The following is a 26,515-nucleotide window of genomic DNA, read 5'->3' on the forward strand; positions in this document are numbered from 1 at the left end:
AGGGCAAATCCCGTGACAGAATTTCCCGCCCGGATCGGGCACAAGATGGGCTTCCCAAGCGTTAGACCCGCGCGACGGGGCGCATAACTATGGACCGAGGGGGATGGAGATAGAAGATGGCCACCGACTACGACAGTCCACGTAAGACCGACGACGACCTCAGCGAGGACAGCCTGCAGGAGCTGCAGGCCCGCCGGGCTGACAAGAGCACCGGTGTCATCGATGAGGATCTCGACGCCGGTGAGGTCACCGAACTGCCGGGCGCCGACCTTTCGAACGAGGAGCTCAGCCTTCGCGTTCTGCCTCGGCAGGCCGATGAGTTCACGTGCGCGCGCTGCTTCCTCGTGCACCACCGCAGCCAACTGGCCGAGGAGAAGAACGGCCAGTTGATCTGCCGTGAGTGCGCGGCCTGAGGCCGGGAGCGGTGGTGTCGGAAGAACCGGAGAGGGAGGTCGCCCGCTGGGGGGACGGAGACGACCGGCTCGGCCATGAGATGGCGGAGCTGGTCGGCCGGTTGTCCGCCGAGGACGACATGGACCGCGAGACCCGCGGCCGCCTGCTCGGACGTTTCGCGCGCCTGCTGGCCGCGAGCGCGCGCCGAGCCGGGGCCGCGGGCGTCGGACGGGGACGCTGGCTCACCGACACCTTCATGGAGATCGCTCCCCATGTTCCCGTGCGCGATCTCGAGACGCTGAGCCGCCACCACGACGGCCTGCGGGGCGAGGCCCTGGCCGACTCGCTCGTACGCGCGGCGCAGCGCGCCACGACCGGTGTGGGCGCCGCGGGCGGAGCGCTCGCCGCGATCCAGTTCACCGCGCCTCCGCTACTGCTGACCGCGCCGGCGCAGATCCTGGCCGAGACCGTGGTCGTCGGGACGATCGAGGTCAAGCTGATCGCGGAGCTGCACGAGGTCTACGGCGTACAGGTTCCCGGCAGCGGCACCGCGCGCGGCATGGTCTTCCTGCAGCTGTGGGCGGGGCAGCGAGGATTCGACCCCCTGCAGCCGGGCAGCGTGACGGCCGCCCTCGGCGTGGCGGCAAAGGCCGGGCTGCGCAAACGCCTGCTCCGGACCTTCGGCCGTCACTTCACGACTTTGGGCCCGTTCCTGACCGGGGCCGTCGCGGGTGGGGCGCTCAACAACGCGGCGACCAGGCGGCTGGCCGAGAAGGTCCGCGACGACCTGCGGGGCCAGCACGTCGAGGAGCTCCGCCGTCCGCCGTCCATCGAGGGCGGCGGCTGACCCGCCCTGCCGAGGCGGGCCCCGCCTTCCGTCGCACTCACGGTCCGGTGCGGCGTGCCGGATCAGGAACCGGCGTTCTTGACCTTGTCGGCGGCGCTTCGCAGAGCGGCGGGCAGCTCACCCGTGCTGCTGTGCCAGCGCTTGGCCGCGGCGCGCGTCGCCAGCAGCCGCGCGACCTCCATGCCGACGCCGGTGACGACGGCCCACCCGATCGCCTCCGCCAGCGCGACCTCCGGCGACTCGGGGTTGGTCGGCGGCTCCTTGCCGGTGATCTGCTTCCAGCCGATCGTGATCGTCTTCCGCGCCACGAAGCCCGCGCCGAAAGCCGCCGCGCCGGCCAGCAGCCGCCAGCCCAGATCGCCTTTGTCCGCCATACCCGTCCCTCTCAGTGTTCCACCGGCCGGTGCCGGCTTCGAGCCTCTCACAGACGATCAACATAATGACGTCGGACCTGCCGTGGTCGGCCAATACCATTGGCGGCATGACAGAAAAGCCGCGTCCACCGGAGAAACCCACCCTCGACGGACTCGAGGCCAAGTGGGCAGCCCTCTGGGACGAGAGCGGCGTCTACCGCTTCGACCGCTCGAAGCGGCGTGCGGAGATCTACTCGATCGACACCCCGCCGCCGACGGTCAGCGGCTCACTGCACGTCGGTCACGTGTTCTCCTACACCCACACCGACGCGATCGCGCGCTTCCAGCGCATGCGCGGGCGTGCGGTCTTCTACCCGATCGGCTGGGACGACAACGGCCTGCCGACCGAGCGCCGGGTGCAGAACTACTTCGGCGTCCGCTGCGACCCCTCGCTGCCGTACGACCCGTCGTTCGAGCCGCCGGACAAGCCCGGAAAGCAGATCCCGGTCTCGCGGCGCAACTTCGTCGAGCTGTGCAACCGGCTCACCGAGATCGACGAGAAGGCGTTCGAGGACGTCTGGCGCCGTGTCGGGCTTTCGGTGGACTGGTCCCTGCTCTACACCACGATCGGTGACGAGGCCCGCGCGACGGCGCAGCGGGCCTTCCTGCGCAACCTCGCGCGGGGCGAGGCGTACGTCTCCGAGGCGCCGACCCTGTGGGACGTCACGTTCCGCACCGCGGTCGCCCAGGCCGAGCTGGAGGACCGCGAGCAGCCGGGCGCGTTCCACCGCATCCGCTTCCACGCCGGCGACCGCCCGGTCCACATCGAGACCACCCGGCCCGAGCTGCTGCCCGCCTGCGTCGCGCTGGTGGCCCACCCCGACGACGAGCGCTACCGCGAGCTGGTCGGCACCACCGTGCGCACCCCGCTCTTCGGCGTCGAGGTGCCCGTCGTCGCCCACCACCTCGCCGAGCCCGACAAGGGCTCGGGCATCGCCATGATCTGCACCTTCGGCGACCTGACCGACGTTACCTGGTGGCGCGAGCTCGACCTGCCGACCCGGGCGATCCTCGACTGGAACGGCCGGCTCCAGCCCGAGCCGCCCGAGGGCGTCGCCGCCGGCCCGTACGCCGAACTGGCGGGCAAGACGGTCCACTCGGCCCGTGAGCGGGTGGTCGAGCTGCTGCGCGAGTCCGGCGACCTGGACGGCGAGCCCCGGGCGATCAGCCGGCCGGTCAAGTTCTACGAGAAGGGCACCAAGCCGCTCGAGATCGTCACCACGCGTCAGTGGTACATCCGCAACGGCGGGCGCGACGCGTCGCTGCGGGAGCGGCTGCTGGCCCGGGGCGCCGAGCTGACCTGGTACCCGCAGTACATGAAGGCCCGCTACGACAACTGGGTCGAAGGCCTGGCGGGCGACTGGCTGATCTCGCGCCAGCGGTTCTTCGGGGTGCCGATCCCCGTCTGGTACCCGGTCGACGCCGACGGCGAGCCGGTCCACTCCGCGCCGATCATCCCGGCGGAGGACACCCTGCCCGTCGACCCGTCCTCCGACGTGCCGCCCGGCTACACCGAGGACCAGCGCGGCAAGCCGGAGGGCTTCGTCGGCGACCCGGACGTCATGGACACCTGGGCCACCTCCTCGCTGACCCCGCAGATCGCCGGCGGCTGGGAGCGCGACCCCGACCTGTTCGCCGCCGTCTTCCCGTACGACCTGCGGCCCCAGGCGCACGACATCATCCGCACCTGGCTCTTCTCCACCGTCGTGCGGGCCCACCTCGAACACGACTCGCTGCCGTGGGCCGGCGCGGCGCTGTCCGGCTGGATCCTCGACCCGGACCGCAAGAAGATGTCCAAGTCCAAGGGCAACGTCGTCACGCCGATGGACCTGCTGACCCAGCACGGCTCCGACGCGGTGCGCTACTGGGCGGCCAGCGGGCGGCTCGGCACCGACACCGCCTTCGACACCGGCCAGATCAAGGTCGGCCGGCGGCTGGCCATCAAGATCCTCAACGCCTCCAAGTTCGTGCTGGGGCTGGGGGACGTCCCGGCCGGCACGCCGGTCACCGAGCCGCTCGACCTGTCGATGCTCGCCACCCTCGCCGAGGTCGTCCGCGAGGCGACGGCCGCACTCGAGGCCAACGACTACACCCGCGCGCTGGAGCGCACCGAGCGGTTCTTCTGGAACCTCTGCGACGACTACCTGGAGCTCGTCAAGGCCCGCGCGTACGGCGAGGAGAGCGGCGACCCGGCCGCGGCGGCGTCGGCCCGCGCGGCGCTGCGCACCGCCCTGTCGGTCGTGCTCCGGCTGTTCGCCCCGATCCTGCCCTTCGTCACCGAGGAGGTCTGGTCGTGGTGGCGGGACGGCTCGGTGCACCGCGCCCTGTGGCCCGCCGTCGACGAGCTGCCCCAGGGCGGTGACCCCGCGGTGCTGGCCGCCACCTCCGACGTCCTCCGGCAGGTCCGGCGGGCCAAGTCCGCGGCGAAGGTCTCCATGCGGGCCGAGGTCGAACGCGCCGCGGTCCGGGGCGCCGGCGTGGGGGAGCTGGCCCAGGCCGACCTGCGCGCCGCCGGCCGCATCGCGGACCTGCGCCTGGAGGCGGCACCGGAGGAGGGCTTCTCCGTCGACGTCACCCTGGCCCCCGCCGGCTGATTCTCCGAATCCCGATGATTTCCGGCCCGCCGGGAGGTCTGTACGGGCCAAGGCCGGAATGAGGAGGAAGCGAGATGGGTATTTCGTCAGGGCTGTCCCGTACGGGGCTGGACCGCATGCGGGAGGTGCTCGGGCGCGCGGTCGAGCGCGGTGAGGTGCCCGGACTGGTCGCTCTGGTGCACCGGCGCGGCGAGACGCATCTGATCGCGCTCGGCACGACCGAGGTCGGCGGCGACACGCCGATGAGCCGCGACACGATCTTCCGCATCGCGTCACTGACCAAGGCGATCACCGCCGTGGCCGGGCTGATCCTGATCGAGGAGTGCCGGCTGCGCCTGGACGACCCGGTCGACGACCTGCTGCCGGAGCTGGCCGACCGCCGCGTCCTGCGGCGCTTCGACGGGCCGCTGGACGACACCGTGCCGGCCGAACGGCCGATCACCGTACGCGACCTGATGACGTTCCGGCTCGGGCTCGGGCAGTTCTTCGTGCCGCCGGGCACGTACCCGATCCAGCGCGCCCTCGCCGAGACCGGCGTGGACAACGGCCCGGAGGGCCCGTCGGTGGGCCCCGACGAGTGGATCAAGCGGCTCGGCACGCTGCCGCTCGTGTACCAGCCGGGCACGGCGTGGATGTACCACACGTCGGCCGACGTGCTCGGGGTGCTGATCGCGCGCGCCGCCGGCCGGCCGCTGGAGGAGTTCCTGCGGGAGCGCGTCTTCGCGCCGCTCGGCATGGACGACACCGGCTACCACCTGCCCGCCGAGCGGCTCGGCCGGCTGGCGACGAGCTACGCGGCCGACCCGGAGACGGGCGTGCTGGCCCCCCGGCCGGGCGTACGGGAGAGCGCGTGGGACCGTCCGCCCGCCTTCCCGTCCGGCGGCGGCGGGCCGGGCCTGCTGTCGACCGTGGACGACTACGCGACGTTCTGCCGGATGCTGCTGAACAAGGGCCGGTACGAGGGCGGCCGCATCCTGTCCCGGTCCGCGGTGGAGCTGATGACCACCGACCACCTCACGCCGGCGCAGAAGGCGGGCAACGAGATGTTCCTCGGCTCGGGCGGCTGGGGCTTCGGCCTCGCGGTCAACGGCGGCCGTGACGACCTGGCCACGAGGCCGGGCCGGTTCGGCTGGACCGGGGGACTGGGCACGACGGCCTGCACCGACCCGTCCGAGGAGCTCGTGGGCGTCCTGTTCACCCAGGCCGCGATGACCTCACCACGCCCGCCGAACGTCTTCCAGGACTTCTGGACCACGGCGTACGCGGCCATCGACGACTGAGCCCGAGAACGCGGGACGGGTTCACCTGCCGCGGACGACCAGCAGCACCAGGGCGACCAGCACCGTCAGCGCGATCGCGTTCTTCAGGAGCGGCATCCGGGTCACGCGGCGGTCGTCCCACTCGTCGTGGCGGCTGGCGTAGCGGGTCGCCGCCGTCGCGGCGCGGCCGATGCCGAAGCCGGTGCCGGTCAGGATCGTCGGCACCGGGCCCTGATGGGCGAGCAGCAGCCCGAGCGCCACGACGTACGGGGCGCTCGCGGAGACGTAGGTGCGCACGCCGGTGCCCAGCTCGAACCCGAAACGCAGCGCGCCCCGCCGGATCCGGGCGCGCAGCACCTCCTGCGGGATCTGCCGGGCGTTCTGCGGCATCGGGATCCGTACCCACCCCGCCTCACGCGCGACGCCCAGGACCGCAACGGCGATGATGAGCCCAGCGCGCGCCACACCCGGGAGGGGCGCCGTCAGGCCGGACAGCAGCCACAGCACGGTCGCGGTGAGCGTGCCGCCGAGCAGCAGCCCGGCGGAGAAGACGGCGAGGACCTGGCCCTGCCGTACGGGCGCCCGCCAACCTGGCGAGAACAGCACGAAATCGCTGTTACGCGTTCAAACCGAGCCGGACAGCGAGTAGCCCGCGAGCGCCCCGACCGAGGCCCAGCACAGCACCGCGTGGTCGGCGGCGGCCGCCGCGACGGCCAGAAGCGCCAGCGCGGCGAACGGCAGCAGCGGCTCGGTCAGCCCGCGGCGCAGGCGTCCCGCGGGCACGGCCTCAGCTGCAGGCATACGCATACCGGCAGATCGACTTGTACCAGGTGCCGGCGGAGCTCTTCGTCCAGCCGTCGTGGCAGCGCCAGGTCACCGACGTCGGGCAGTTGCCGCAGGGGTTCGCGTAGTGCCAGATCCAGCCGTCGTACTTGGAGCCGTAGCACTCGTTCGGCCGCAGCTTGTACTGGCCCGGATCCGATACGCCGGACTTGTGATAGCCCTTGTACTTTCCGCTGGTCCGGCACGCGGTGGACACGACGGTGCTGGGCCCGCAGCCGGGCGAGCAGTTGTGCGAGGACGCGTACGACGGGCATTTGGCGTAGATGTCGTAGTAGCCCGGCGTCAGGCCATGCGTGTAGGTGCCCGGCACCCAGCCGTTGGTGCCGGGCCCCGAGGCCGCCAGGGCCTTGCGCGCCGGGGTGAACACCCCGACGGCGACCAGCCCGGCCGTGGTGCCGGCGGCGATCACTCCGCCGAGAAGCGACCGGCGGCCGACGCCTTCGGCGGTCGCCGCGGGCGCGTGGCGGCGTACGCGCTGGGCGCCCTCCGGACGGGGGCCGCGCAGCGGGGGGATGCTGTCGAGATCGAGCATGGCCATTCCTCTTTCCGGTCCTCTTCCCGGCGGCCGCTCACGGCCGCCCGGGTCTCACCGTGTGCTGGGGTCCAGTTCCGCGTCGTCGTGCAGTCCACCGGCGTCGGTGACCAGAGCGTGCAGGCCGCGGATCGACCCGACCGGCTCCGCCGTGCGCACCCGCCCGTCCGCGCCGATGATCACCCCGTACGGCGTGGCCGGGACGCGGTACGCCGTGAAGAGTTCGGCCTGGCGCGGCAGGACCGTCATGTTCGCCGGCGGGTCCCCGCCGATCGCCTCCTCGGCGAAGATCGCCCTGATCGCCGGGGCGCCGCGGAGGCCGAGCGCCTCGTGGAACACGTCGTGACAGACCGGGCAGTCGTCGCTCAGGAACAGCAGGAGGGTCGCGCGTTCCGGCTCGGCCCGTACGCGGTCCAGGGCGGGCGCGGGCGTGCCGGTCCGCAGGCCGAGGTCGCGGGCGCGCGGTCCCTGCGTGAGATGGTGCACCTGGCGCACCAGCCCGGCGACGACCAGCGCGAGCAGTACCAGCGCCACCCACGTCAACAAGAGCGCGGTGGTCTCAAAACTCATGGGGCGGCCTGCCTTTCGGGGTCGAACATGGCCTGCGGCAGCAGCGACAGCAGCACCGCGAACACGACGGAGGCCAGGACCGCGATCGCGGTGTGGGTGCCGTGCGCCGGCGTCGTCCCGGTGACCGCCACGAGGGACGCGAGCGCGAGCGCGGCGGCGCGTCCGGCCACCCAGCCGCTCATCGGCGTGTCCCCGCCCGGCCCGGTCGCACAGCCGCACGGCACGCTCGGCCGGGTGCGCAGGACGTACCAGCCGTAGCCCGCGTAGCCGGAGAACAGGACAGCGGCGCCGCCCGCCGCGAGCGTGAGGGCGTGCGTGCGGCCGGCCGCCACGGCGTATCCCGTGGCCGCCCCGAGCGCCCCTTCGAGCGCGATGACGGCGACCGCGACCGGCCACCGCAGCGGGCCGGGCAGGACGCGGTGGGCGGCCAGCGCGGCCGGCAGCGTACGCGGGGCGCGCAGGTGCCCGGCGAACGCCAGCAGCAGGACGAGCGCGACGGTGCCGGCGCAGACGCCCGTGAGCATCTCCGCCATCAGGCGACGGTCTCGACCTTGAGCGCGGCCATCCGCCCCGGGACCTTGGCGGTCTCGCCCTCGTGCGGTAGCACGGTGACCATCGCGGACGGGGTGGCGAGCAGGAAGTAGGTGCTGTCGTCGTCGAGCGTGTCGCGGAACAGCTCGCCGTGCGGCAGCCGCGCGCCACGCCACGAGGGGAGCCGCCGCGCGGTCGTCTTGTTGAGCGCGGTCACCTGCAGCAGGCCGAGGCCGGGCACCTCCTTGACCATCTCGCCCGGTTCGGCGATGCCGGCGCGCTTGGGATTGTGCGAGGCGACGGTGAGGCCGTCGGCGTGCTCGGTCACGCCGAGGAGCTGGAAGAGATGGACGGCGTCGGCGGGCTTGGCGTTGTACATCGGGACGAACAGCGAGAACCGGGTGCCCTGCCAGACCACGGCGAGCAGCTGGTCCTCCAGCCCGGAGCGCTTGTCGTAGTCGGTGACCCGTACGGTGCGCAGCCGTCCGTTCGGCAGGGAGAACTCATCGTCGAACCGCTGAACGCCCAGGTCACGGGTCCATCCCGTGGCCACGGAATGCTCTCCGGAGGTCAGCTCGTACAGTCCGCCGTCGACGGCGTACCGGCCCACGGAGGTGAACGGCTCGCCGAGGTCGAACTTCCCGGAGATGCGGTACCGGTATCCGTCGATGGAGCGGTGTACGACGCTCAAGGAACTGGTCGCGGCCATGGGTGACGCCTCCCGTGAAGGGTGCCGGAGACGAGGGGAAACCGGGCATACGCCCGTGTACGTCTGGTCCCCGGCCGCGTGAGAGCCGAATCACGGGTGCCCGTTTGTGGCCAATGCCGTCGCCGGGTGAACACCCGGGGCCGTCAAGACGTCGTCCCGGACGGGCGGGCGTGACACGATGGGGCCGCCTGAGTGGACATGGGGAGTTCGGGTAGGGCCAGCGTCGGAGGAGACACGTGACGCAACGGGATCCGCAGGTGCCGCCGGTCTTGGCCGCGGCCGCGGCATGGTGCTGGCGGCTCATCGTGATCGGCGTCGTGGTGTACGCGGTCGTCAATGTCATCGATCGGCTGCGGCTCGTTGTCCTGCCCTGCGCGATCGCCCTGCTGCTGTGCGCCCTGCTGCAGCCGTTGACCGACCGGCTGCGCCGCCGGATGCCCTCCCTGGCCGCCACCTGGCTGACCATGCTGCTGGCGCTCGCCGTGCTCGGCGGCGTCGGCACGTTCGTCGGCATCCAGGCCAACGACCAGTTCCCGCATCTCGTCGACCGCATCCAGCACACCGTCAAGCAGGGGCAGCACTGGCTGGTCACCGGGCCGCTCCACCTGAAGAACTCCCAGCTGCAGTCGGCCATCGACGAGCTGCTCAAACAGCTCCAGCAGCAGCGCGGCAGGGTCGTGAACACCGTCTTCACCGGCGCCACCGTCGCCGGTGAGGTGATCGCGTCCATCGTGTTCCTGTTCTTCGTCACGTTCTTCCTGCTCAAGGACGGACGCGGCATCTGGAACTGGCTCATCCGCGGCTTCGGCCAGTACCGCGACCGCTTCGACCGGGCCGGCCGCGCGGCGTGGGAGACGCTGTCGCAGTACGTCCACGGCACGGTGATCGTGGCGCTCATCCACTCGGTGGTCATCGCGGTCGTGCTGATCATCATGGGCGTGCCGCTCGTCGCACCGCTCGCGGTGATCATCTTCTTCGGCAGCTTCATCCCGATCGTCGGGATCCTGGTCGCCGGGGCGCTGGCGGTCCTCGTCGTCTTCAGCGTCAAGGGCGGCATCGCCGCGCTCGTCTTCCTCGGCATCCTGGTCCTCGAACAGCAGTTGGAAGGGCACGTCCTGCAGCCGCTCGTGGTCGGCCGGTGGGTGCGCTTCCACCCGCTCGCGATCATCCTCGCGATCACGATCGGCGGAGTGGTCGGCGGCATCCCGGGCGCCGCCGTCGCGGTGCCCACGGCCGCCGTCCTCTACCGCGCGGTGCCGGCGCTGCGCGACTCCTCCGAGCCCACACCCGCCGACGCCCCCGCCAAGCCGCCGTCTCTCGCCGGCGGACGGCTGCGTCCGATGGCCACGCGCCGGGGCGGGTCGAGCTCCGAGGATGCGCCGGCGGAGAAGCCCGAGGAGACGCGGACCGAAGAGTCACCGGCGGAGGAGCCGCGCCCGGACGGGCCGCGGTCCACCTGAGAGGTGCGCTCTCACGGGCCCGATGCCGTACGCAGCGCACGGTGGTCACCGGAAACAGGCCGTTCAGACGGTAGTGTCACGCCCTGTGACGTGCCGAGGGGCCCATGACGACGAGGTGAGACGTTGACCGTGGACGTACTGATCAAGCGACTCGACCCGGGCCTGCCCGCGCCCGCGTACGCGCACCCCGGCGACGCCGGGGCGGACCTGTGCGCGGCGGAGGACGTCGAGCTCGCGCCCGGCGAGCGCCAGGTGGTGCCGACGGGGATCGCGATCGCGTTGCCCGACGGCTACGCGGCCTTCGTGCACCCGCGGTCCGGACTGGGGGCTAGATTGGGAGTGACGATCGTCAACGCCCCGGGCACCGTCGACGCGGGTTACCGGGGAGAGATCAAGGTCACCCTGCTGAACACCGACATCCGGAACACCGTCCGCCTGAACCGCGGCGACCGCATCGCGCAGCTGGTCATCCAGCGCGTGGAGCGGGCGGTCTTCCATGAGGTCGAGACCCTGCCGGGGTCCGCCCGCGGAGACGGTGGGTTCGGATCCACCGGCGGGTACGCGGGGACAGTCCAAGGTCGCGTCGCCGGCGCGTCCGTTCAGCACAGCAGTGAAGGAGCGTGAGTCGTGTTTCGACGCCGTCGTCGGGACGATGAGCCCGAGAACGTCGAGCCGACCGACGAGGAGACCGTCGCGGACGAGCCGGCCGAGCCCGACGAAGAGCCCGCGGCCCTGCCGCACGGCGGCCCGTGGGACTCCGAGGCCGACAAGGTTCCGGAGATGGAACGCGTCGACTTCGGTGCGATCCAGGTGCCCATCGGAGAGGGCATCGAGATCCAGGTGAACGTCGAGGCCGTCGAGCAGGACGCCCAGGGCAACCCCGTCGGCGGCCGCATCGTCGCGATCACGATCGTGCACGGGGAGAGCGGCCTGCAGGTGCAGCCCTTCGCCGCGCCGAAGAAGAACGGGATCTGGGACGAGGTCCGCAAGGAGACCGCCGACGAGATCAAGCAGGCCGAGGGCGAGGCCCAGGAGGCCGAGGGCCCGTTCGGCAAGGAGCTGCACGGCATGGTGCCGGTGGCCATCCCGGAGGAGATGCGCGACCAGGTCCCGGCCGAGATCGCCGAACAGGGCTTCGGCTGGCAGCCGGTCCGCTTCATCGGCGTCGACGGCCCTCGCTGGTTCCTGCGCGGCGTACTGAGCGGCGCCGCCCTGGAGGACCCGGAGCAGGCGGCGATCATGGAGCAGGTGTTCCAGCACATCGTCGTCGTCCGGGGTGACGCCCCGATGCCACCGCGGGAGCTGCTCGAACTCAGCCTGCCGGCCGAGGCCCAGCAGGCGATGAACGCCGAGCAGGGCGGCGAGGGTGAGGGCGATCGCCCGCCGCTCAACCCGTTCGAGCGCGGCCCGGAGATCACCGAGGTCCGCTGAGCCCGACCAGAACCCCGCCACCGGCGAAACCACCGGTGGCGGGTTTCTCGAGCCTGTATTCCCGTAATCGTTCAAGCGCGTAGGGTAATCACCGTTCGGCGTGTGACACTGGCGACGTGTACGGAGGTGACCCGCCGATGACCGAGGTGCTCGCCATGCCGCAGGACCTTCACTCAGGACCTTGGACGATCGACGAAGTCGTCGCGATGCCGGAAAACGGCTCGCGGTATGAGCTCGTCGAGGGAAGACTGGTGGTATCCCCCGTGCCCGCCAAACCGCATCAGATGGCCAGCAAGCGGTTGGAGAAGTTTCTGGACGCCGCCGCGCCTCCTGAACTGGAGGCGAATCGCGAGGTTAATCTCCAGGTCGGAGCGGATCTTCTGGTTCCCGACGTCATGGTGGCCACGGCAGAGGTTCTCGGTGGTCCGGGACAGTTCGTGGAGTCCGCTGACGTCGTCCTCGTGGCAGAGATACTCAGCCCGGGGAATTCCAAGTTCGAACGTGCCTGGAAACCGCAGCGTTACGCAGAGGCCGGGATCCTTTTCTACGTCGAGGTCGACCTGTCAGTTGAGCCACAGGTCACGTTTCTTCGGCGACAGGGCCGGGACTATGTCAAGGTCGCCGAGGCGAAGTCCGGTGAGCGGTTGGAGGTCAGCAGGCCTTTCCCGTTGAGTTTCGATCCGGGGGAGCTGGTCGGGCCGCGGCGGTCAGCGGGTTAGCAGGACGCCGGCGTAGGAGACGCCGGCGATCAGTACCCAGGACGTCAGGCCCAGCAGCAGGGCGCGGTGGCCCGTCCGTACCAGGAGGCGGACGCGTACGGCGGTGCCCAGGCCGAACAGGGCCGCGGCGAACAGCAGGTCCTTCCCGGTGCTCACGTCATCCAGGACGTGCGCGGGCACCGCGCCGACCGAGCGGATCACGACCATCGCCACGAAGGCGATCAGGAAGATCGGCACCACCGGAGGGCGGCGGACTCCGGACGCGTCGCCGCGGCGGGCGCGCAGGCCGATCGCGGTCGTCACCGGGGCGAGCGTGGCGACCCGGATCAGCTTGACCGCGATCGCCGGGACGACGGCCGCCGGGCCCAGGGCCGTGGCCGTCGCGACGACCTGCCCGACGTCGTGCACGCTCGCGCCCACCCAGCGGCCCTGGTCGTACGGGGACAGGCCGAGCAGCGGGCCCAGCAGCGGCAGCACCGCGATCGCCAGGGTGCCGCACAGCATGACCACCGCGACCGCCGTCGCGGCGTCGCCCTCCCGGTCGCCGTCCGCGCCGCCGCGCGAGCCGAGCACGCCGTCGACGGCGGCGACGGCGGACGCGCCGCAGATGGCACAACCGGCGGCGACCAGCAGCGACAACCGGTGCGGCAGGCCCATCAGCCGCCCCAGCCACGTGGTGCCGAGCAGGGTCGCGAGCAGTACGGCCAGGGTCATCGCGATCGTCCCCCAGCCCAGACCCGCGATGTCGCTCACCGACACCTGGAGCCCGAGCAGCACCACGCCCGCCCGCATCAGCGTTCTCGCGGCGAACCGCGTTCCCGCCCGCGTCGCCTCGGGGAGGACCCCGGCGTTGACCGCGACGATGCCGAGCAGCAGGGCGGCCGTCAGCATCGGCACCGGCCCCGCCAGCCGGTGCACGCACCAGGCCACCACGACGCCGGCCGCGCACACCGCGAGACCCGGCGCGACGCTCCGTGCGCGACGCGACCCGATCGCCGGTGAGGTGCGGGGGGTGTGGGGGCGCGTCAGCGAGGTGGTCATGATCCTCAGGATCGGGCCCGTACGGAGGACGCACTAGCAGGTGTTCCGCTGGCAGGTCATAGAGTTCCTCTATGGCTCAACGTCTGCCGGACCTGGAGGCGCTCGAACTGCTCGTCGCCGTCGCCGAGACGGGCAGCCTCGGGCAGGCGGCGGCGCGGCAGCGGATCAGCCAGCCGTCCGCCAGCGCCCGGATGCGCACGCTCGAACGCCGGCTGGGCGTCCGCCTGCTCGTACGCTCGCCCAGCGGTTCCCGGCTCACCTCCGCCGGGCTCGTGGTCACCGACTGGGCGAGGACCGTGCTCGAACCGGCGTACGCGCTGGTCGAGGGCGTCTCCGCCCTTCGCGCCCGCCAGCACGGCCGGTTGCGCGTGGCCGCGAGCCTGACCATCGCCGAGCACCTGATGCCGGGCTGGCTCGTCACGCTGCGCGACGTCGACCCGGGCGTGCACGTCGAGCTGAACGTCGCCAACAGCGCCCATGTGATCGAGCGTCTTCGCGGCGGCGAGGCCGACCTGGGGTTCATCGAGGGCCGCGGGGCACCGCGCGACCTGCACAGCCGTGCGGTGGCCCGCGACCGGCTCGTCGTGGTGGTCGCCCCGGCCCACGCGTGGTCACGCAAACGCCGTCCGCTGCGCCCGGTGGAGCTCGCCACGACGCCGCTGCTGCTGCGGGAGGCGGGCTCGGGCACGCGCGAGACCCTGGAGGCGGCCCTGGCCGCTTACGGGGGAGTGACCGAGCCCGCGCTCGAACTGGGCGGCACCGCTCCGCTGCGCATCGCGGCGATCTCCGGTACGGCCCCGGCCGTGCTGAGCGCGCTGGCCGTCGCGGACGAGATCGCGGCGGGCCGCCTGGTCGAGGTCCCCAGCGAGCTGAACCTCGACCGCGTCCTGCGCGCCGTCTGGCCCCGCGGCCGCGAGCTGCCCGACGCCGCGGTACGTCTTCTCCACGTCACGCGTGGCCGGTCGTGATGCGGTGGGTAGGCGGGGGGGCCCGGTTCGTGGGCGGCCTGCGTTCCGCGGGTCAGGTCGGCGGCGCGTACGGCGGTCCTGTGTATCGTCTGGTCGTGGGGCTGCGGACTGTCCGGCGCCGGGGTGCGTCTTCTTCACGTCACCCGTGGCTGGCCGTGATGCGGTGGGTCGGGCGCGGGTAGGCGGGGCGGAAGGCGGGGGTGCCCGGCTCGTGGGCGGCCTGCGTTCCGCAGGTCAGGTCGGCGGCGCGTACGGCGTCGGCGGTCGCCCGGTCCAGGTCCTCCGGCGTCCACGCGATCCGCAGGTTGAACGCCGCACGGCCACTGGACGCGCGCGCCGGGCCGGTCACGTCCAGCCGGGGCTCCCCGCCGGCCTCCGTGAGGCTCGCCTTCACCAGGCCGCCGGGCGTGTCCAGGCTGAGCTTGGCGTGCCCGACCAGCGCACCGGCGGACGCGCAGGCCGACGACAGCGTCGCCAGCGCCGTGGTCGCCCACCGCGCCGGGTGGAAGCCCGACCTCGGCGCGGTCAGCGTCACCGCGTGGTTGAGCCAGGCCAGCGCCGCTTCCGCCGCGGCGTACCGGTCATAGTCCAGCTCCGGGTCCTCGGCGGTGTCGGCGACCGGATCCGCCAGGGCCGCCAGCAGCTCGGTGACCTCGCCGCGCGCGGCCGTGTACGGCACCACGCGTGCGGCCGGGTAGCGCCGGCCGACGTCGGCCAGGAGGGCGGGCAGCCGATCCTCCGGCACGGTGTCGATCTTGTTCACGGCGATGACGTCCGCCTCGGCGAGCTGGTGGGCGTACAGGTACGCCAGGTCGGACTCCGCGCCGACGTCCCAGGCGCGGGCGAAGAGCCGGTAGCGGTCCGGGTCGACGACCGCGGTCAGGGGTGCGACGCGGAGCCGGTCGCCGTGGTCGCGGCGGAGCGGGCGGACCACCGTGGCTCGCAGGTCGGTGCAGCTGCCGACGGCCTCGGCCAGGACGACGTCCACGTCGTCGTCCAGCAGGGAGGTCACGACCGCCGCCAGGTCTTCGAACCGGCAGCAGAAGCACCCGTCGGTCACCTCGGACACGCGCGCCACCTCGGCGCGGGCGAGCCGGGTGTCCACGAGGTCGCGTCCCTGGTCGTTGGTGACCACCGCGACCCGGCGGCCCTCGGCGGAGAACCGCCGGGCCGCCGCGAGCAACGTGGTCGTCTTGCCGGCACCGAGAAAGCCGCCGAAGGGGGCGAAGGTCGCCATGTCACGCTCCAGGAGTCGTTGACAGCGCGCCGAGGCTAACTTATTTTTCCCGAGAAATCGATTTCAGAAATCGATTTCTTGGGAGGGGCGGAACATGAACGAGCACCACACGGACTGTTGCGGCGGCAGATGCGGCGGCCACGGCGGACCGGTCAGCCGCCGAGGATTCCTCGGCATGTCGGCCGCCGCGGCGAGCGCGGCCCTGCTCGCCGCGCACGCCCGCGACGCGCTCGCCGCGGGCACGCTGCCGGACCAGTCGCTCGTGCCCGCCGCCAAGCCCGTACCCTCCGGGCTGCGCGAACGCGGCGTGCCGACCCGTTACACCGGCTCCGACCTGCGCTACATCGGCATGCCGGTGGGCGGCGGCTGCTGCGGTCAGGTCTACCTCGGCGGCGACGGGCGGCTCTGGTACTGGGACGTCGACAACGGCCCGGTCGCGCCCGGCGCCGAGGGCGGCGGCAGCACCTACGCGGCGCCGCGCGACCCGTTCTTCCCGTTCGGCCAGGGCGTCGTGATCAAGACCACCGGCGACCGGGCCCGCCGCGTCGACGGCGACGGGTTCGACGACGTGGCCTTCACCGGCCAGTACCCGATCGGCCGCGTCGACTACCGCGCCCCGGAGTGCCCGGTCCGGGTCCGGCTGGAGGCCTACTCGCCGTTCGTCCCGGGGGAGGCCGACGACTCGACGCTGCCGGTCACCGTCCTCGCCTACACCGTCACCAACACGTCCTCGCGTCCCGTGCGCGCCGAGCTCACCGCCTGGGCCGAGAACCCCGTCTGCCTGCGTGCCCGCTCGCAGCAGCCGGTCCTGCTGTCCGGCGAGCGGGTCGGCGGCGCGGGGTTCGCGGGCGTGGAGTTCACCGCCGCCGCGGGCGAGGCCGGCCAGCCCCGGCCGGACATCGTGTTCGAGGACTGGGAGCGCACCACCTATGAGGGCTGGAGCGTGGCGGGCGACGCGTTCGGCGCCGGACCGGTTCTCGCCGACCAGGTGCCGGACTACATGAAGCGCTTCGGCGACCTGCGCGTCTCCGGGCAGCGGTTCGTCACCTCGCACAACTTCCAGGCCGCGAACGGCGACGCCGGGCGGGCCGACGCGTACACCGGCAAGCTGACCAGCCAGAACTTCACCATCGAGCGCCGCTACGTCACCGTGCGGGTCGGGGGCGGAGCCGACGCGGCGCACACCTGCGCCCGTGTCGTCGTGGACGGCGCCGTCGTCGCCTCGGTCACCGGTGACAACACCGAGCCGCTCACCGTACGCGGCATGGACCTGATCCGGCATCAGGGCAGGACGGCTCACATCGAGATCGTCGACGAGGCCACCGGCGGCTGGGGCCACGTGAACGTCGACCGGATCGTCTTCACCGACGTTCCGCCCTCCAAACAGCCGATCGACACGCTCACCGACGGTGGCACGGTCACGCTCGCGGCGCTCGAGCCGGACGCCCGCGTCCGCCCGTCGCTCGCGAAGTGGAGCACACCCGAGGAGATCGCCGAGGCGGGCGCCGGACCCGGTCAGATCGACGGCGGCCTGGGCACGATCGCCGGCGCGGTCACGGTGCCCGTCCGGCTCGGCCCGGGGCAGAGCCGCACCGTACGGTTCGCCTACGCGTGGTACTTCCCGGTGCCCGACCGTGCCGCCCTGTCGTTCCTGTCCGGAAGTGCCACGTTGCGCCGCCACTACGCCGAGCGGTTCGACTCGGCGTCCGATGTCATGCGCCATCTCGCCCGGGAGATCGAACGGCTGGAGACGGTCACCCGGAAGTGGGTGGACACCTGGTACACCGACGCGACACTGCCGCACTGGTTCCTCGAGCGCACGCTCGCCACGGCGTCGACGCTGGCCACCTCCACCTGCCTGAAGTTCGCCGGCGGCCGGTTCTACGCGTGGGAGGGCGTCGGCTGCTGCGCGGGCACCTGCGAACACGTGTGGAACTACGCGCAGGCGATCGGCCGCCTGTTCCCCTCGATCGAGCGCGACACACGCGAACGCGTCGACCTGGGCATCGGCTTCCACACCGGCACCGGGGAGATCGGCAACCGGGCCGAGGCCGACATGGGCTGGGCGACGGACGGCCAGTGCGGCACGATCCTGCGGATCTACCGCGAACACCAGATGACGCGGGACACGGCGTTCCTGCGCCGGGTCTGGCCACGTGCCAAGCAGGCGCTGGGCTGGGTGATGAGCCGCGACGACCGGCAGGACGGCACGCTCGAAGGGCCGCAGCCCAACACGCTCGACGCCGTCTGGTACGGCGAGATCGCCTGGATGACCGGCATGTACGCCGCGGCACTGTACGCCGGGGCGGAGATGGCCGACGAGATGGGTGACACGGCGTTCGCCAAGCGGTGCCGTACGCTCGCCGACTCCGGTTGCCGCTCGATCGCCACCGACCTGTGGACGGGGGAGTACTTCATCCAGCTCGTCGACCAGCACCATCCCGAGGCGGCCAACACCAACATCGGCTGCCACATCGACCAGATGTTCGGCCAGAGCCTGGCGCTCCAGCTCGGCCTGCCCCGCGTGTTCCCCGAGGACAAGGCCAAGACCGCCCTGGCCAGCATCTACCGGTACAACTACGTGCCCGACCCGGCGGCGTACCGTACGGACCATCCGCAGATCCAGGGCGGCCGGTGGTTCGCGACGGCGCACGAGCCCGCCGTGGTGATGACGACCTTCCCGCACGGCGGCGCCGACCAGGCGAACGGCGACCCGCCGACGTGGTCGGCGACCTACTTCAACGAGTCGTGGACCGGCCAGGAGTACCAGGTCGCCACGCAGATGGTCTACGAGGGACTCGTCGACGAGGGGCTGACGATCACGCGTGCGGTCCACGACCGGTACGCCGCGGGGAAGCGGAACCCGTACAACGAGATCGAGTGCAGCGAGCACTACGCGCGGGCGATGGCGGGCTACGGCGTGTACCTGGCCGCGTGCGGCTACTCCCACCACGGCCCGGCGGGCCGCCTCGGCTTCGCGCCGAAGGTGCGGCCGGAGGACTTCGCCGCGGCCTTCACCGCCGCCGGAGGCTGGGGCCTCTACCGGCAGCGCCGCGACGCGCACCGGCAGACGTGCGAGGTCGAGGTACGGCACGGCGAGATCACCGTCCGGACCTTCACGCTCGAACTGGCCGCCCCACCGGACCCCGCGCACCTGAAGGTCACCGCCCACGGCCCGCACGGCGGCGTGCACGTCGCGTCGGTCCACGCCGAGAGCACGACCGTGGAGGTCGCCTTCACGACTCCCACGACGATCGGCGCGGGGCACCGCCTCCGCGTCGAGGTCACCGCCGCCCGGTAGCCGCCGGGCAATGGCCGTCCCGGCCGCCGTTGAACACGATCGACGACGGCCGGGAGACCAGCGCCGACGGCGAGAACCGGAAGCCCGGTGGTCTCCGTCAGGTCCGGCCGGGCGCCTGCGAACCCGTCACTCCGGTATCCCCGGTTCACCGGACCTGGTCTCGGCGTCGACATCCACAGAGGCCGGGCGGGTGTCGCGAACAGCACGACGAGGGAGCCCGGCCCCGGCCGGGGCTGGGGCACCTCCCGGAGGCCTTACCGCGCGACGGAGTCGTACGCCTCTCCGGTCGGACACGAGCAGACGTCGCCGCTCCGCTACAGTCTCCCCTCCACCCGTCGCAGGACGTACGCGATGGGTTCCGTATGAGACAGCCACCCGATCGCCTCGGCCGGCCCGGGATCGAGGTCGGCCCCGGCCGGCCGCATCTCCAGCCGCCCGCGCGGACGGTGCGAGGTGCCCCACGGCGTGCGGATGTGGCGCTTCAGCACCCGCCGCCGCACGCGGTCGTTCGCCCGCCCGAATCCCCGCAAACGCCGTTCTGTCGCAATGGTCCGATGTGATGGCGTCGATTTCCGGCGTCGGCCGCGGAGGGTGGCTAAGGTCCGATCGCGTAGTACAGTCCGAACTGATATCCGACCAGCCAACCACCGATCTGGCGTGGCGCCTGGGAGGTATTCCCCGTCACATCATCGCTCGCCACCGGACGAAGCACACGCAGCTGGGCACCCGTTCTCGCCGCGCGTATCCGAACCTCCCAATCCGAGTCGCCGTCTTCCCGCTCGTGGTAGAGGTGCAGGCTCACCTCGCCGGTGCTTGGGGCTGTCAGCACGACACCGGGCTTGACCCATCGCGGCTTGCCGTCGGTGCGGTCGAGTGCGACGGTCCGGTACAGGTACTGGCCCGAGGTGGGCACGGCGATGTACATCCCGGTGGGGGAGACGATGCCGATAGGGCGGCGGTTTCCGATCATGCCGCGGGTCTGTGCGTCACTGATGACGTCGCGGATCCTGGTCGTGGAGACTTTCCGGCCCGTGGCGTCCAGAATGTTCACGTGCTCGCTGCCGGGCGAGTCATCAGGCGAAGAGTGCGTCAGGTCGACGGCTCGTTCCGCATCGGCCGCCAGCAGAGTATGCCCGCCGGCGTTCTGGGTGGGAAAGCCCGTCAGCGGCTGCCCGTTGGTCGCGGCGACCAGTTCGTTGGAATGTGTCGCCCCGGTGATCGGGTCGCAGTCATGGCCCCAGCCGAGCATGACAAAGGAGCCTGCCGCCTCCAGCGAGTCGGGGCATAGGTCTTGTCTGTCGCGGTGCCAGATCCGGACGCCGGTGTCCAGACGATAAGCCTCCACCGCCGATGATCGCCGGAGGAAGAATCGCCCGTTCGCCACGGTGACGCTTTTCTCCGCATCGGAATACGGCTCTCCGGGCAACGTCTTCTTCCACCGTACCCGGCCGGTTCCCACGTGCAGTGCGATCAGGTGATCACAAGAATGATCTCCATAAAGGAGCACCACGGTCATGTCGTCACCGCCGTGGGCGCACAAACGATCGTCCTTCTGGAAGGCGAGTTTCCAGACGGTCGTGCCGGTGGCGACCGCCACGCCCTCGACGACGTCATGATCCTCATCGGGAACGACGGCGACGCCATCCCCGATCACCACACGCCGCGGGTCCGTCAGACCGGCCACGAGCCGCCCGCGCGTCCATGCGATCCGCAGCTTTTCGGGAAGGTCACCGGCCAACGCCGGAGCGGCAGCTTTTCCTGGAGTCAGGTCATACGGCGTTCCTTCACGTAACCACATGGCACCGGCACTCACCACGACAGCCGTCGCCGTGACCGCGACGATCGCCGCCGACCTGCGCCATGACCACATTCTCCGCACCTCATGCGCTCGGGGTCCACTCCACTTCCATTGTCCAGTGGCCGTCCTGGCGTGAGAAGGCGGTCGGTGTTCCTGTGGACGACCGCAGGTCGTGCCCGTGCTCGCAGCGGGGGCCGGTAGCCGCGGGGCCCACGCGCACGCCGTTAAAAAGGCGTTAAGGGCCCGAGAGGCGGCGCTAAGAGGGCGTCAACGACCGCCTTAACGCCTTATTTCGGGAGTTAACTCCTGGCGTAGCCCCTGGTGAGGGGGCCGATGGACGGCATGTCCATCGACACGTCTAGGAGGGTGCGATGACGCGCCTCGAAGCTTCCGCGTGGCCGCTCGCGGGTGGTAGTGCGAGCGTGTTCGCGATCGCCGTCGTGCTGGACCGGCTGCCGTGGCAGGCGGCGTTCGGCGTGGTGACCCTGGCCGTCGCGGCCTGGGCGTGGCCGAGCCCGCCGGTCGCGGGTGCCGGTGTCGGCGGGGTCGCCTGGCTGTGCGTCACCGGCTTCGACGTGCACCGCTTCGGCGTCATCGAGATCACCGGGCGGGACGACGCCGCGCGTGCCGCGGTCCTCGTGCTCGCCGGTGTTCTGGTGGCCGCGGTGCACGCGCTCGCCGAGGCGCGCGGCCTCCGCCGGCGCGCGGATCCGGTCTGGGCGGCGTTCCACGCGACCACTCCTGGACCCACGCAGGTGGGCGTCCCGGCGCCCCGCCCCGGTGGCGGGGCCGGGCTCGAAGAGGCCGCCCCCCGTACATCCGACAGAGGAACCGAGTGATGGCTGACCTGGTCTATGTCCTGCTGACAGTGGCGATCTTCGCGCTGTTCGCCCTGGTCGTGAAGGCGGTGGAGCGGCTGTGAGCCGCGAGCGAACCCCGTGTGGCCGGCCGGCGAAGGACGACGCGGGGAGGGCGCGATGAACGCGGAGAACCTGATCGGGCTCATCCTCTCCGTCGTGCTGTTCGTCTTCATGATCGTCGCCCTACTGTTCCCGGAGCGCTTCTAGATGAGCACAACGACCGCGGGGATCTGCTTCGCCGGATCCCTCGTCCTGGCGCTGGCCGTCGTGTACCGGCCGCTGGGCGACTACATGTACCGGGTGTTCACCGGCACCAGGCACGCGCGCGCCGAAAAGGTGATCTACCGGCTGATCGGCGTGCGGCCGGACGCCGAGCAGACCTGGGGCGTGTACGCCCGCAGCGTGCTGGCCTTCTCGGTGGTCTCCGTCCTGTTCCTGTACGGCCTGCAGCGCCTGCAGAACCACCTGCTGCTGAGCCTCGGCTTCAAGCCGGTCATGACGCACCAGGCCTGGAACACCGCGATCAGCTTCACCACCAACACCAACTGGCAGTCCTACTCCGGCGAGTCGACCATGGGCCACCTGGTGCAGATGGCCGGGCTCGCGGTGCAGAACTTCGTCTCCGCCGCCGTCGGCATCGCCGTCGCGATCGCCCTCGTCCGCGGGTTCGCCCGCAGGCGGACCGAGCACCTCGGCAACTTCTGGGTGGACCTCGTACGGGCCAACCTGCGCATCCTGCTGCCGATCGCGGTCGTCGGCGCGATCGTGCTGATCGCGGGCGGCGCCGTGCAGAACTTCCACGACCCGCACACGATCCAGACCCTCACCGGCGCCAAGCAGACGATCACCGGTGGGCCGGTGGCGTCGCAGGAGGTCATCAAGGAACTCGGCACGAACGGCGGCGGCTTCTACAACGCCAACTCCGCCCATCCGTTCGAGAACCCGACGACCTGGACCAACTGGTTCGAGATCTTCCTGCTCCTGGTCATCAGCTTCAGCCTGCCCCGGACGTTCGGCCGGATGGTCGGCAGCGACAAGCAGGGCTACGCGATCGTCTCCGTGATGGCGACCCTCGCCGTCCTCAGCATGACGCTGATCATGTGGTTCCAGCTCGCCCACCACGGCACGGTGCCGACCGCGATCGGCTCGTCCATGGAGGGCGTCGAGACGAGGTTCGGCGTGGCGAACTCGGCGACGTTCGCCGACGCGACGACGCTGACCTCCACCGGAGCCGTCGACTCCTTCCACGACTCGTACACGAGCCTCGGCGGCATGATGACGATGTTCAACATGATGCTGGGCGAGGTCGCGCCCGGCGGTACGGGCTCGGGCCTGTACGGCATGCTCATCCTCGCCGTCATCACGGTGTTCGTCGCCGGCCTGATGGTCGGCCGCACGCCGGAGTACCTCGGCAAGAAGATCAGCAGCCGTGAGATCAAGTTCGCCGCCACGTACTTCCTCGTCACCCCGATCTGTGTGCTCGTCGGCACCGCCTTCGCGATGGCGCTACCGGGCCAGCGGGCCGGGATGCTGAACAGCGGCCCGCACGGCCTGTCCGAGGTGCTGTACGCCTTCACCTCCGCCTCGAACAACAACGGCTCGGCGTTCGCCGGCATCACCGTCAACACGCCCTGGTACGACACCGCGCTCGGCCTGGCGATGGTCTTCGGGCGGTTCCTGCCAATGATCTTCGTCCTGGCGCTGGCCGGATCGCTGGCGAAGCAGGGCCTGACTCCCGCGTCGGAGGGCACGCTGCCCACGCACCGGCCGCAGTTCGTGGTCATGGTCGCGGGCGTCACGGTCGTCCTCGTCGCTCTCACCTTCCTCCCGGCGCTCGCGCTCGGGCCGTTGGCCGAAGGAATCCACTGATGTCCACCCAAGTCATGGAACCGCAGACCTCAGCGCCCGAGCCCCCGAAGGCACAGCCGAGCCGGGTGCAGGGCGGGCTGCTGGACCCCAAGCAGCTCATCCGGTCGCTGCCGAACGCGGTGCGCAAGCTCGACCCGCGCACCATGTGGCGCAACCCCGTCATGTTCATCGTCGAGATCGGCGCGGTCTGGAGCACCGTCCTGGCGATCGCCGAACCCACCTGGTTCGGCTGGCTGATCGTCGTCTGGCTCTGGCTGACGGTGATCTTCGCGAACCTCGCCGAGGCCGTCGCGGAGGGGCGGGGAAAAGCCCAGGCCGACACGCTGCGCCGGGCCAAGACCGACACGATGGCGCGCCGTCTGACCGGCTGGGCGCCGGGCCGTACGGCCGAGGAGGAGCCGGTGCCCGCGCCCGACCTTCGGCAGGGCGACCACGTGGTGGTCGAGGCGGGCCAGATCATCCCCGGTGACGGCGACGTCGTCGAGGGCATCGCCAGCGTCGACGAGTCGGCCATCACCGGTGAGTCGGCGCCGGTCATCCGCGAGTCGGGCGGCGACCGCAGCGCGGTCACCGGCGGCACGAAGGTGCTGTCCGACCGGATCGTCGTGAAGATCACCCAGAAGCCGGGGGAGAGCTTCATCGACAAGATGATCGCGCTGGTCGAGGGCGCGAACCGGCAGAAGACGCCGAACGAGATCGCCCTCAACATCCTGCTCGCCTCGCTGACGATCATCTTCGTGATGGCGGTGGCCACGCTGCAGCCGCTGGCGATCTTCAGTAAGGCGAACCAGCCGGGCGTGCCGGACTCCCTGGCCCTGAACGCCCACGGCGTGACCGGCATCGTCATGGTCTCGCTGCTGGTCTGCCTGATCCCGACGACCATCGGCGCGCTGCTGAGCGCGATCGGCATCGCCGGCATGGACCGGCTGGTCCAGCGGAACGTCCTCGCGATGAGCGGCCGGGCGGTCGAGGCGGCCGGCGACGTGAACACCCTGCTGCTGGACAAGACCGGCACCATCACGCTCGGCAACCGGCAGGCCGCGGAGTTCACCCCGGTCGACGGCGTGACCGAGGCGCGGATCGCCGACGCGGCCCAGCTGTCCAGCCTCGCGGACGAGACGCCCGAGGGCCGCTCGATCGTGGTGTTCGCCAAGACCGAGTACGGCCTGCGGGAGCGCACGCCGGGCGAGCTCGGTCACGCGAGCTGGATCGAGTTCACCGCCCAGACCCGGATGTCCGGCGTCGACCTGGCGACCGACGACGGCGGCCGCCGGTGCCTGCGCAAGGGCGCCGCCACCGCGGTGATGAAGTGGGTCCGCGACAACGGCGGGCACCCCACCGACGAGGTCGGCCACATCGTCGACGGCATCTCGGCCAGTGGCGGAACACCGCTGGTGGTCGGCGAGGTCGTCACGGAGAACGAGGGGACGACCGCGCACGTGCTCGGCGTCATCCACCTCAAGGACGTCGTCAAGGCCGGCATGCGCGAGCGCTTCGACGAGATGCGCAGCATGGGCATCCGCACCGTGATGATCACGGGCGACAACCCGCTGACCGCCAAGGCGATCGCGGACGAGGCCGGCGTCGACGACTTCCTCGCCGAGGCCAAGCCCGAGGACAAGATGGCGCTGATCAAGCGCGAGCAGGAGGGCGGAAAGCTCGTCGCCATGACCGGTGACGGCACGAACGACGCCCCCGCCCTCGCGCAGGCCGACGTCGGCGTCGCGATGAACACCGGCACGTCGGCCGCCAAGGAGGCCGGCAACATGGTCGACCTCGACTCCAACCCGACGAAGCTCATCGAGATCGTGGAGATCGGCAAGCAGCTGCTGATCACCCGGGGCGCGCTGACGACGTTCTCGATCGCCAACGACATCGCCAAGTACTTCGCGATCATCCCGGCGATGTTCGCGGCGGTCTACCCGGGCCTGGACAAGCTCAACATCATGCGGCTCTCCAGCCCGCAGTCGGCGATCCTGTCCGCGGTCATCTTCAACGCGATCATCATCGTCGCGCTGATCCCGCTCGCGCTGCGCGGCGTGAAGTACCGGCCGTCGAGCGCCTCCAAGCTGCTGTCCCGCAACCTCTACGTCTACGGCCTGGGCGGCATCGTCGCGCCGTTCATCGGCATCAAGCTCATCGACCTGCTCATCCAGTTCCTGCCGGGAATGTGACCATGCGACTCTCAAGCCAGATACGTCGGCACCTGGCGGCCCTCCGGGCCCTCCTCGTCCTCACCGTGATCCTCGGGATCGCCTACCCGGTCGCCATCTGGGCCGTGGCCTTCATCCCGGGCCTGCACCACCGGGCGCAGGGCTCGATGGTCAGGACCGCCGACGGCAGGATCGTCGGCAGCCGGATCATCGGCCAGTCGTTCACGGACAAGGACGGCGACCCGCTGAAGCAGTACGTCCAGAGCCGTCCCTCGAACGCGGGCGACGGCTACGACCCGACGTCGACCAGCGCGAGCAACCTGGGCCCGGAGAGCATCGTCGACACCCTCCCGGATCCGGCGCTCGTCAAGGCCGGCAAGGAGGACGCGAACGCCAAGACCAGCCTGCTCACCCAGGTCTGCACCCGCAGCAAGAAGGTGGGCGAGCTGGAGGGCGTCAGCGGCGCCCGGCCGTTCTGCACCCCCGGCGGCATCGGCGCGGTCCTCGCCGTCATGGGCCCGCGCGACGGTCAGGGGCACGTGACGCACCCGACCCGGGTCGTCAGCCTCAATGAGGAGTGCGGCGTGGTCGCCAGGCCGTTCGTCGCCACGTACGACGGGGTGCCCGTCGAGTGCGCGAAGTACGGTGAGGACTACGCGAAGGGTGAGGTCGTGCCGGTCCGCGGCGGCGCGCCGGCCCACCCGGTCGTGCCGGCCGACGCGGTGACCGCGAGCGGCAGCGGCCTCGACCCGCACATCTCACCGGCGTACGCGCGGCTCCAGGCCCCGCGGATCGCCCGGACGCGCGGCGTCTCCGAGCAGCGGGTGCTGGCCGCCATCAAGGACAACGAGGACGGCCGGGTGCTCGGCTTCGCCGGCGAGCCGCGCGTCAACGTCCTCACGCTCAACATCGAGCTCGACGAGAAGTACCCGTACCGCGGATGAGACCGGGACGCGGCGTGCCTTTCACCGGAGCGCGCCGCGTCCC

The 26,515-nt window shown here is 71.3% G+C and carries 26 protein-coding genes; 15 read left to right on the top strand and 11 right to left on the bottom strand.

What is annotated here, in order from left to right; translation table 11 throughout:
* The first annotated feature begins 116 nt into the window (after positions 1 to 116).
* Positions 117 to 413, top strand: a complete 297-nt coding sequence (locus tag QSK37_RS31740; RefSeq protein ID WP_252778476.1) for a DUF4193 domain-containing protein — start codon at positions 117 to 119, stop codon at positions 411 to 413.
* A 14-nt stretch (positions 414 to 427) separates the two neighbouring features.
* The gene (locus QSK37_RS31745; protein WP_432705618.1) at positions 428 to 1,240 is read left to right on the top strand and encodes a hypothetical protein; all 813 of its coding nucleotides are present in this window, start codon (positions 428 to 430) and stop codon (positions 1,238 to 1,240) included.
* 62 nt (positions 1,241 to 1,302) lie between these two features.
* Here the strand turns inward: QSK37_RS31745 and QSK37_RS31750 are convergent, their stop codons facing one another.
* A complete protein-coding gene (locus QSK37_RS31750; RefSeq protein WP_285581644.1) occupies positions 1,303 to 1,614 on the bottom strand; it encodes a DUF4235 domain-containing protein in 312 nt (103 codons plus the stop codon).
* Positions 1,615 to 1,721: 107 nt separating this feature from the next.
* Here QSK37_RS31750 and valS point away from each other — a divergent pair, with 107 nt between their 5' ends.
* Positions 1,722 to 4,247, top strand: a complete 2,526-nt coding sequence (gene valS, locus QSK37_RS31755) for a valine--tRNA ligase (RefSeq protein WP_285628609.1) — start codon at positions 1,722 to 1,724, stop codon at positions 4,245 to 4,247.
* A 74-nt stretch (positions 4,248 to 4,321) separates the two neighbouring features.
* A complete protein-coding gene (locus QSK37_RS31760; protein ID WP_285628611.1) occupies positions 4,322 to 5,527 on the top strand; it encodes a serine hydrolase domain-containing protein in 1,206 nt (401 codons plus the stop codon).
* A gap of 21 nt (positions 5,528 to 5,548) precedes the next feature.
* On the opposite strand, the gene QSK37_RS31765 is transcribed toward QSK37_RS31760, so the two are convergent.
* Genes QSK37_RS31765 through QSK37_RS31790 form a run of 6 tightly spaced genes read right to left on the bottom strand, consistent with a single transcriptional unit; the run spans position 5,549 to position 8,691 of the window.
* Positions 5,549 to 6,112 (bottom strand): hypothetical protein, encoded by a 564-nt coding sequence (locus QSK37_RS31765; protein ID WP_285628614.1) that lies wholly within the window; start codon positions 6,110 to 6,112, stop codon positions 5,549 to 5,551.
* Between the two features lie 18 nt (positions 6,113 to 6,130).
* Positions 6,131 to 6,307 (bottom strand): hypothetical protein, encoded by a 177-nt coding sequence (locus QSK37_RS31770; RefSeq protein ID WP_285581651.1) that lies wholly within the window; start codon positions 6,305 to 6,307, stop codon positions 6,131 to 6,133.
* Positions 6,294 to 6,881 (bottom strand): hypothetical protein, encoded by a 588-nt coding sequence (locus tag QSK37_RS31775; protein ID WP_285581653.1) that lies wholly within the window; start codon positions 6,879 to 6,881, stop codon positions 6,294 to 6,296. Before QSK37_RS31775 ends, QSK37_RS31770 begins: the two co-directional genes overlap by 14 nt.
* Before the next feature lie 54 nt (positions 6,882 to 6,935).
* Positions 6,936 to 7,451 carry a thioredoxin domain-containing protein gene (locus tag QSK37_RS31780; protein ID WP_285628617.1) on the bottom strand — a complete coding sequence of 172 codons (516 nt, stop codon included), beginning with the start codon at positions 7,449 to 7,451 and terminating at the stop codon, positions 6,936 to 6,938.
* Positions 7,448 to 7,984: a MauE/DoxX family redox-associated membrane protein gene (locus QSK37_RS31785; protein WP_285628620.1), complete on the bottom strand. Its 537-nt coding sequence runs from the start codon at positions 7,982 to 7,984 to the stop codon at positions 7,448 to 7,450. Before QSK37_RS31785 ends, QSK37_RS31780 begins: the two co-directional genes overlap by 4 nt.
* A complete protein-coding gene (locus tag QSK37_RS31790) occupies positions 7,984 to 8,691 on the bottom strand; it encodes a hypothetical protein (protein ID WP_285628623.1) in 708 nt (235 codons plus the stop codon). Before QSK37_RS31790 ends, QSK37_RS31785 begins: the two co-directional genes overlap by 1 nt.
* 236 nt (positions 8,692 to 8,927) lie before the next feature.
* On the opposite strand from QSK37_RS31790, the gene QSK37_RS31795 reads away from it, so the two are divergent.
* From QSK37_RS31795 to QSK37_RS31810, 4 genes are all read left to right on the top strand, one after another.
* A complete protein-coding gene (locus QSK37_RS31795; RefSeq protein ID WP_285628626.1) occupies positions 8,928 to 10,151 on the top strand; it encodes an AI-2E family transporter in 1,224 nt (407 codons plus the stop codon).
* 123 nt (positions 10,152 to 10,274) lie between these two features.
* On the top strand, positions 10,275 to 10,775 hold the full coding sequence (gene dut, locus QSK37_RS31800; RefSeq protein ID WP_432705619.1) for a dUTP diphosphatase: 501 nt from the start codon (positions 10,275 to 10,277) through the stop codon (positions 10,773 to 10,775).
* A gap of 3 nt (positions 10,776 to 10,778) precedes the next feature.
* The gene (locus QSK37_RS31805) at positions 10,779 to 11,582 is read left to right on the top strand and encodes a DUF3710 domain-containing protein (protein WP_285628629.1); all 804 of its coding nucleotides are present in this window, start codon (positions 10,779 to 10,781) and stop codon (positions 11,580 to 11,582) included.
* 137 nt (positions 11,583 to 11,719) lie between these two features.
* Complete coding sequence (locus QSK37_RS31810) at positions 11,720 to 12,301, top strand: Uma2 family endonuclease (protein ID WP_285628632.1); 582 nt, start codon at positions 11,720 to 11,722, stop codon at positions 12,299 to 12,301.
* On the opposite strand, the gene QSK37_RS31815 is transcribed toward QSK37_RS31810, so the two are convergent.
* Positions 12,290 to 13,342 (bottom strand): YeiH family protein, encoded by a 1,053-nt coding sequence (locus QSK37_RS31815; protein WP_285628634.1) that lies wholly within the window; start codon positions 13,340 to 13,342, stop codon positions 12,290 to 12,292. The two genes, QSK37_RS31810 and QSK37_RS31815, sit on opposite strands and share 12 nt — an antisense overlap.
* 71 nt (positions 13,343 to 13,413) lie before the next feature.
* On the opposite strand from QSK37_RS31815, the gene QSK37_RS31820 reads away from it, so the two are divergent.
* The gene (locus tag QSK37_RS31820) at positions 13,414 to 14,310 is read left to right on the top strand and encodes a LysR family transcriptional regulator (protein ID WP_285628636.1); all 897 of its coding nucleotides are present in this window, start codon (positions 13,414 to 13,416) and stop codon (positions 14,308 to 14,310) included.
* Positions 14,311 to 14,449: 139 nt separating this feature from the next.
* Here the strand turns inward: QSK37_RS31820 and QSK37_RS31825 are convergent, their stop codons facing one another.
* A complete protein-coding gene (locus QSK37_RS31825; protein ID WP_285628639.1) occupies positions 14,450 to 15,547 on the bottom strand; it encodes a GTP-binding protein in 1,098 nt (365 codons plus the stop codon).
* Between the two features lie 175 nt (positions 15,548 to 15,722).
* Between QSK37_RS31825 and QSK37_RS31830 the strand changes: the two genes are divergently transcribed.
* A complete protein-coding gene (locus QSK37_RS31830; protein ID WP_285628643.1) occupies positions 15,723 to 18,848 on the top strand; it encodes a GH116 family glycosyl hydrolase in 3,126 nt (1,041 codons plus the stop codon).
* Between the two features lie 314 nt (positions 18,849 to 19,162).
* Here the strand turns inward: QSK37_RS31830 and QSK37_RS31835 are convergent, their stop codons facing one another.
* Complete coding sequence (locus QSK37_RS31835; RefSeq protein ID WP_285628646.1) at positions 19,163 to 19,378, bottom strand: hypothetical protein; 216 nt, start codon at positions 19,376 to 19,378, stop codon at positions 19,163 to 19,165.
* A gap of 65 nt (positions 19,379 to 19,443) precedes the next feature.
* A complete protein-coding gene (locus QSK37_RS31840) occupies positions 19,444 to 20,718 on the bottom strand; it encodes an outer membrane protein assembly factor BamB family protein (RefSeq protein WP_285628648.1) in 1,275 nt (424 codons plus the stop codon).
* A 299-nt stretch (positions 20,719 to 21,017) separates the two neighbouring features.
* Between QSK37_RS31840 and QSK37_RS31845 the strand changes: the two genes are divergently transcribed.
* The 5 genes from QSK37_RS31845 (at position 21,018) to QSK37_RS31865 (ending at position 26,472) form a co-directional block, all read left to right on the top strand.
* Positions 21,018 to 21,485 (top strand): hypothetical protein, encoded by a 468-nt coding sequence (locus QSK37_RS31845; protein ID WP_285628651.1) that lies wholly within the window; start codon positions 21,018 to 21,020, stop codon positions 21,483 to 21,485.
* A 138-nt stretch (positions 21,486 to 21,623) separates the two neighbouring features.
* A complete protein-coding gene (gene kdpF, locus QSK37_RS31850) occupies positions 21,624 to 21,713 on the top strand; it encodes a K(+)-transporting ATPase subunit F (RefSeq protein WP_285581680.1) in 90 nt (29 codons plus the stop codon).
* A complete protein-coding gene (gene kdpA, locus QSK37_RS31855; protein ID WP_285628657.1) occupies positions 21,714 to 23,375 on the top strand; it encodes a potassium-transporting ATPase subunit KdpA in 1,662 nt (553 codons plus the stop codon).
* A complete protein-coding gene (gene kdpB, locus QSK37_RS31860) occupies positions 23,375 to 25,549 on the top strand; it encodes a potassium-transporting ATPase subunit KdpB (protein WP_285628660.1) in 2,175 nt (724 codons plus the stop codon). The genes kdpA and kdpB overlap by 1 nt, the downstream gene beginning before the upstream one ends.
* 2 nt (positions 25,550 to 25,551) lie before the next feature.
* Positions 25,552 to 26,472, top strand: a complete 921-nt coding sequence (locus QSK37_RS31865) for a potassium-transporting ATPase subunit C (protein ID WP_285628667.1) — start codon at positions 25,552 to 25,554, stop codon at positions 26,470 to 26,472.
* The last annotated feature ends 43 nt before the right edge of the window (positions 26,473 to 26,515 follow it).

The organism is Actinoallomurus iriomotensis (assembly GCF_030269445.1).
GTDB classification, from domain to species: domain Bacteria; phylum Actinomycetota; class Actinomycetes; order Streptosporangiales; family Streptosporangiaceae; genus Actinoallomurus; species Actinoallomurus iriomotensis.

What these genes read in the sequence shown, in the direction of transcription:
- QSK37_RS31785 (WP_285628620.1), bottom strand. Translation starts at nt 7,984, where the DNA reads ATGGCGGAGATGCTCACGGGCGTCTGCGCCGGCACCGTCGCGCTCGTC.
- QSK37_RS31825 (WP_285628639.1), bottom strand. Translation starts at nt 15,547, where the DNA reads ATGGCGACCTTCGCCCCCTTCGGCGGCTTTCTCGGTGCCGGCAAGACG.
- QSK37_RS31820 (WP_285628636.1), top strand. Translation starts at nt 13,414, where the DNA reads ATGGCTCAACGTCTGCCGGACCTGGAGGCGCTCGAACTGCTCGTCGCC.
- QSK37_RS31840 (WP_285628648.1), bottom strand. Translation starts at nt 20,718, where the DNA reads ATGTGGTCATGGCGCAGGTCGGCGGCGATCGTCGCGGTCACGGCGACG.
- QSK37_RS31750 (WP_285581644.1), bottom strand. Translation starts at nt 1,614, where the DNA reads ATGGCGGACAAAGGCGATCTGGGCTGGCGGCTGCTGGCCGGCGCGGCG.
- QSK37_RS31775 (WP_285581653.1), bottom strand. Translation starts at nt 6,881, where the DNA reads ATGCTCGATCTCGACAGCATCCCCCCGCTGCGCGGCCCCCGTCCGGAG.
- kdpB (WP_285628660.1), top strand. Translation starts at nt 23,375, where the DNA reads ATGTCCACCCAAGTCATGGAACCGCAGACCTCAGCGCCCGAGCCCCCG.
- kdpA (WP_285628657.1), top strand. Translation starts at nt 21,714, where the DNA reads ATGAGCACAACGACCGCGGGGATCTGCTTCGCCGGATCCCTCGTCCTG.
- QSK37_RS31770 (WP_285581651.1), bottom strand. Translation starts at nt 6,307, where the DNA reads ATGCCTGCAGCTGAGGCCGTGCCCGCGGGACGCCTGCGCCGCGGGCTG.
- QSK37_RS31845 (WP_285628651.1), top strand. Translation starts at nt 21,018, where the DNA reads ATGACGCGCCTCGAAGCTTCCGCGTGGCCGCTCGCGGGTGGTAGTGCG.
- QSK37_RS31760 (WP_285628611.1), top strand. Translation starts at nt 4,322, where the DNA reads ATGGGTATTTCGTCAGGGCTGTCCCGTACGGGGCTGGACCGCATGCGG.
- QSK37_RS31830 (WP_285628643.1), top strand. Translation starts at nt 15,723, where the DNA reads ATGTCGGCCGCCGCGGCGAGCGCGGCCCTGCTCGCCGCGCACGCCCGC.
- QSK37_RS31865 (WP_285628667.1), top strand. Translation starts at nt 25,552, where the DNA reads ATGCGACTCTCAAGCCAGATACGTCGGCACCTGGCGGCCCTCCGGGCC.
- QSK37_RS31790 (WP_285628623.1), bottom strand. Translation starts at nt 8,691, where the DNA reads ATGGCCGCGACCAGTTCCTTGAGCGTCGTACACCGCTCCATCGACGGA.
- QSK37_RS31810 (WP_285628632.1), top strand. Translation starts at nt 11,720, where the DNA reads ATGACCGAGGTGCTCGCCATGCCGCAGGACCTTCACTCAGGACCTTGG.
- valS (WP_285628609.1), top strand. Translation starts at nt 1,722, where the DNA reads ATGACAGAAAAGCCGCGTCCACCGGAGAAACCCACCCTCGACGGACTC.
- kdpF (WP_285581680.1), top strand. Translation starts at nt 21,624, where the DNA reads ATGAACGCGGAGAACCTGATCGGGCTCATCCTCTCCGTCGTGCTGTTC.
- QSK37_RS31780 (WP_285628617.1), bottom strand. Translation starts at nt 7,451, where the DNA reads ATGAGTTTTGAGACCACCGCGCTCTTGTTGACGTGGGTGGCGCTGGTA.
- QSK37_RS31815 (WP_285628634.1), bottom strand. Translation starts at nt 13,342, where the DNA reads ATGACCACCTCGCTGACGCGCCCCCACACCCCCCGCACCTCACCGGCG.
- QSK37_RS31740 (WP_252778476.1), top strand. Translation starts at nt 117, where the DNA reads ATGGCCACCGACTACGACAGTCCACGTAAGACCGACGACGACCTCAGC.